This window comes from Nitratidesulfovibrio oxamicus (genome assembly GCF_015731765.1).
Lineage (GTDB): Bacteria > Desulfobacterota > Desulfovibrionia > Desulfovibrionales > Desulfovibrionaceae > Cupidesulfovibrio > Cupidesulfovibrio oxamicus.
The window spans coordinates 1-3,330 of sequence record NZ_VRYY01000289.1; the positions used below are offsets into that span (position 1 = coordinate 1).

Annotated in this window: 2 protein-coding genes; both read right to left on the reverse strand. The window is 66.9% G+C overall.

Translation table 11 applies throughout. The features are described from left to right. Positions 1-954: 954 nt before the first annotated feature. Entirely contained in the window at positions 955-1,878 is a 924-nt protein-coding gene (locus tag FVW20_RS10445; RefSeq protein WP_196609453.1) for a transposase, read from the reverse strand. Between the two features lie 98 nt (positions 1,879-1,976). Beyond that, positions 1,977-2,678, reverse strand: coding sequence for a TlpA family protein disulfide reductase (locus FVW20_RS10450; RefSeq protein ID WP_307831486.1), 702 nt, complete (start codon positions 2,676-2,678; stop codon positions 1,977-1,979). Between the last annotated feature and the right edge of the window lie 652 nt (positions 2,679-3,330).

A 3,330-nucleotide genomic window follows, 5' to 3' on the forward strand; every position in this document is an offset into this window, starting at 1 on the left:
GCGCGCGATCCACGTCGCGCCGCCACGCCGCATGCGGCCGGACATCACGCGGCCGCCGCACGGGAATCCATGCCAGCAGTCGGGCGCGCGACGCCACGGGCGCCAGGTTGTGTCCCAGGCCCGAGAACGGCAGCGGGGTTTCCCCCGGCACATCATGTGTTGCAGGGTATGCGAACATGATCGTCCCCTTTCCCTGTAATGGTCCGGCGGCATGCCGGTCCCCTGCCCCCTCCGCGCCGTTCCCGGCGGCGCAAACGAGGCTTCTTTCCTGTTACAGCAAGGTGTTAGACGTGACCACGCAAGGCGGCAACGGGTGTTTTCCTGCGCACGGTCCTGCACTGGCGCCGATTTTTTTGTGCCATCATTCGCACCCGTTACATGATGTCAGAAAACATATAATTACACTTTGGCACCGATCCGCACCCCGCACGGCAACAGCTAAACTCTCGCAACATACCGGAATACAAAAGAGAAGGCCCGCATCCGGAAAACCGGGCACGGGCCTGAAAATCACGACTCGGGTGTAAAACGGTGACCAATTGTCAGCACAAGGGGGGGCCAGCGCGGGAAAGCTCTGGCCGGGCATTGCCGGGGGGTGTTTCTGGATTAGAATTTTCGTTCATTGGCAAGGAAAACGAGCCTGCCATGAGGGAATGCCTCCGCCGTTGGCGAGGCTTCGAGCCTTACGGATGGCGACCGCAGCGCGCGGCAGCCGTTGGCGAGGCTTCGAGCCTTACGGATGGCGACCGCAGCGCGTACTCTTATCGTGTTCGACCGAGCCTTGGCCGTTAGGTGAACGTAGCGAACCTTACGGATAAGGACAGCAGGGCTACGGCAGGCGAAGTGTGACCGCGTTGCGCACCATGGCCGTGGGATTCGCAAGCTCGCCCAACGGCCACGCTTCGCGCCCTTCGGGTCGGAAGCCCATGAATGAAAATCCTGATCCAGCCCCCCCTACGGGCGGGATTCATCCAACTCCGGCACGTCGGGCACCATGTCGCACAGGTAGCGCACCAGCGTGGCGAACAGGCTCTCCCGCCGGTGGTTGAAGCGGAATTCCAGTTCCTTGAGGTACAGCGGAAAACGCTGGGGCGACACGCCCTTGAAGGCGCGCAGCCGCCCCCCGGCGAACTTCCAGAATTCACTCTTCGGCTCTGCCTGGCCGTCGGCCCGCCGCCGGATGTACTCGTAGGGCAACGAATCGTCGCCGCACAGCACCAGAGCGTCGTAGTGGCGGTAGGGCGCGGTGTGCACCAGGTTGCCGGCGCGTTCGATGCGCAGATGGAAATTGTGGTTGAAGTGGAACACCGTCTCGGCGGACAGGCCGGAGACAAGGTCGATGAACACCCAGCCGTTGCGCTCCATGATGCCGAACACGGGAATGGGCACCGGCCCTCCCCCGCCCCTGGGTTCTCCGGTCAGCTTCTTGCCCTTCAGGTAGCTGCCAAGACCGGTTTCCGGCCCCAGCAGCTGGCGGGCGTCCGGGGCGTGGGCCAGAATGGCGAAGCGCGCCGTGGTCACGGCCTTGTAGGCGGCATTGTACGAAAGGCCCAGTTCGGCGGCCAGGGTGTGCACGGTGGCCTCGCCCGCGTACATGTGCAGCAGGCGCAGCCAGGTCAGCGGCGTGAGGTTGCCGTTGTTGATCCAGCGCCCGGAAAAGGGGTGGAAGGTGTACTTGCAGCCCGCGCAACGCCAGCGCCCGGCGGACAGTTCATACAGCCGCCCGCCGCCGCAGCGGGGGCAGAAGCTGCGCCCGCCCGGCCAGCAGTGTTCCAGCAGGTGGGCAAGGGCCGCCTCTTCAGAGGCGAGACACGGCTCGTCTGGAACAAGATGCGCCCCTTCGGGGCCAGGGCGGGGCTTTTCGGGCAACGATTCCATATCCTTCTGGTAGCCCAAATCACCCTTGGCGCGCAATGCGCACCCGCGTCCCGCACCGAGGCGCCGCTCCCCGACCGTCGCCAATGGTTCCCCACTGTTCACTCCAGCGGGCCCGCCGCCGCCAGCACGCGGTCCAGAAACGCCGCAGGAGTGCCGGAAAGCGCCCCGGCATGGGTGAACAGCACTCGAAATCCGTCGGCTTCGCGCCGCAGCACCCAGGTGTACGGCACCGGAAGCCCGCCCAGTTGGCCGTGCACGGTCAGCTCCGGGTCGGCGAACAGGGGAAAGGTCAGCCCGTGCCGCTGGCGGAATGCCTGCACGAGGTTCCAGTCGTCACCGGCGGCAATGCCCACCAGCCGTACCCGTCCGGCCAATTCGCCCCGTCCGCCCCGTCCGTCCAGTCCGCCCCGTCCGTCCAGTCCGCCCCGTCCGTCCAGTCCGCCTGATCCACCATGCCCAGCGGACGCGATCCGCTCGTGCAGGGCGCGCAGGGCCGGGGCTTCTTCCTGGCAGGGGGCGCAGAACCAACTGTACAGGTTCACGATGAATACCTGCCCGCCCAAGTCGGAAAGACGGGCGGGCAACCCCTGGCGGTCGCCGGGCGCGCGTTCTGGCACGGCCACCTCCGGGCCGCCTTGCGGGCCCTCAGGCCCGCCGGTATCCGGCGATGGGTTGGCAAGGGTGATGTCCGGAAAGCGCGCGCCCGTCGGCCAGGCGGTCGATGCATCGCCCGCGACGGCCCCGGCCTGCCCCATCGGCACGGCAGATTGTCCCGCCCCGGCCACGGTGACCGAAAACACGGCAAACGCCAGCAGGCATACCATCGCCGGCACACAGCAACGCAGCAGTCGGAACAGCGAAACAAATCCCGCCGCGGGCATGGCGCGCCGCCTTGCCCCACCGTAAGGATGCTGCCCGCATATCCCGTGCATCCACAGCCCGCTGCGCGAAAAAACCGATGTCATCGGCACTCCCATGTACGACGCGGCAGGTGGTGCGTGGTGCCGGGCCGCGATTCGTGACACCGTAAAAAAGTGTAGCCGCGCTCCGCGCTTCTGACAACGGGCCGCGCGGCACGTCGCCCGCAAACCGGCCATCCGCGCCGTTTCCCAGCCATTCCCGATGGTTCCGCACCACACGGCCAGGCTGGGCACGCTCCTTTCCGAGGTTCGCGCACCCTTGAACTTTCCGCCATCGTCAGGCTACAGTCCGCACGGCGCGGCACCGTTGCGCGCATCCGCCCCGGATTCCACCCCGGATTCCGCCGGGCAACGCCCGAGAGCAGGGAGAGCAAATGTGACCAAGCGCACCGCAGCATCGCGCGCCGCCGTGCGGCATCCGGCCCCCTCGGGCCGTGCCGAGGAAGTTTGCCTGTCAGCTGCGCCCCCCGCATCCGTTACCGTCGCGCCGCCTGTCCCAGCCGTGCCCCCCGTTCCCGTACCGCCCGCTGCG

Bases quoted from the DNA above. Each gene is read 5' to 3' on its own strand.
- FVW20_RS10445 (WP_196609453.1), bottom strand. From the start codon at position 1,878: ATGGAATCGTTGCCCGAAAAGCCCCGCCCTGGCCCCGAAGGGGCGCAT.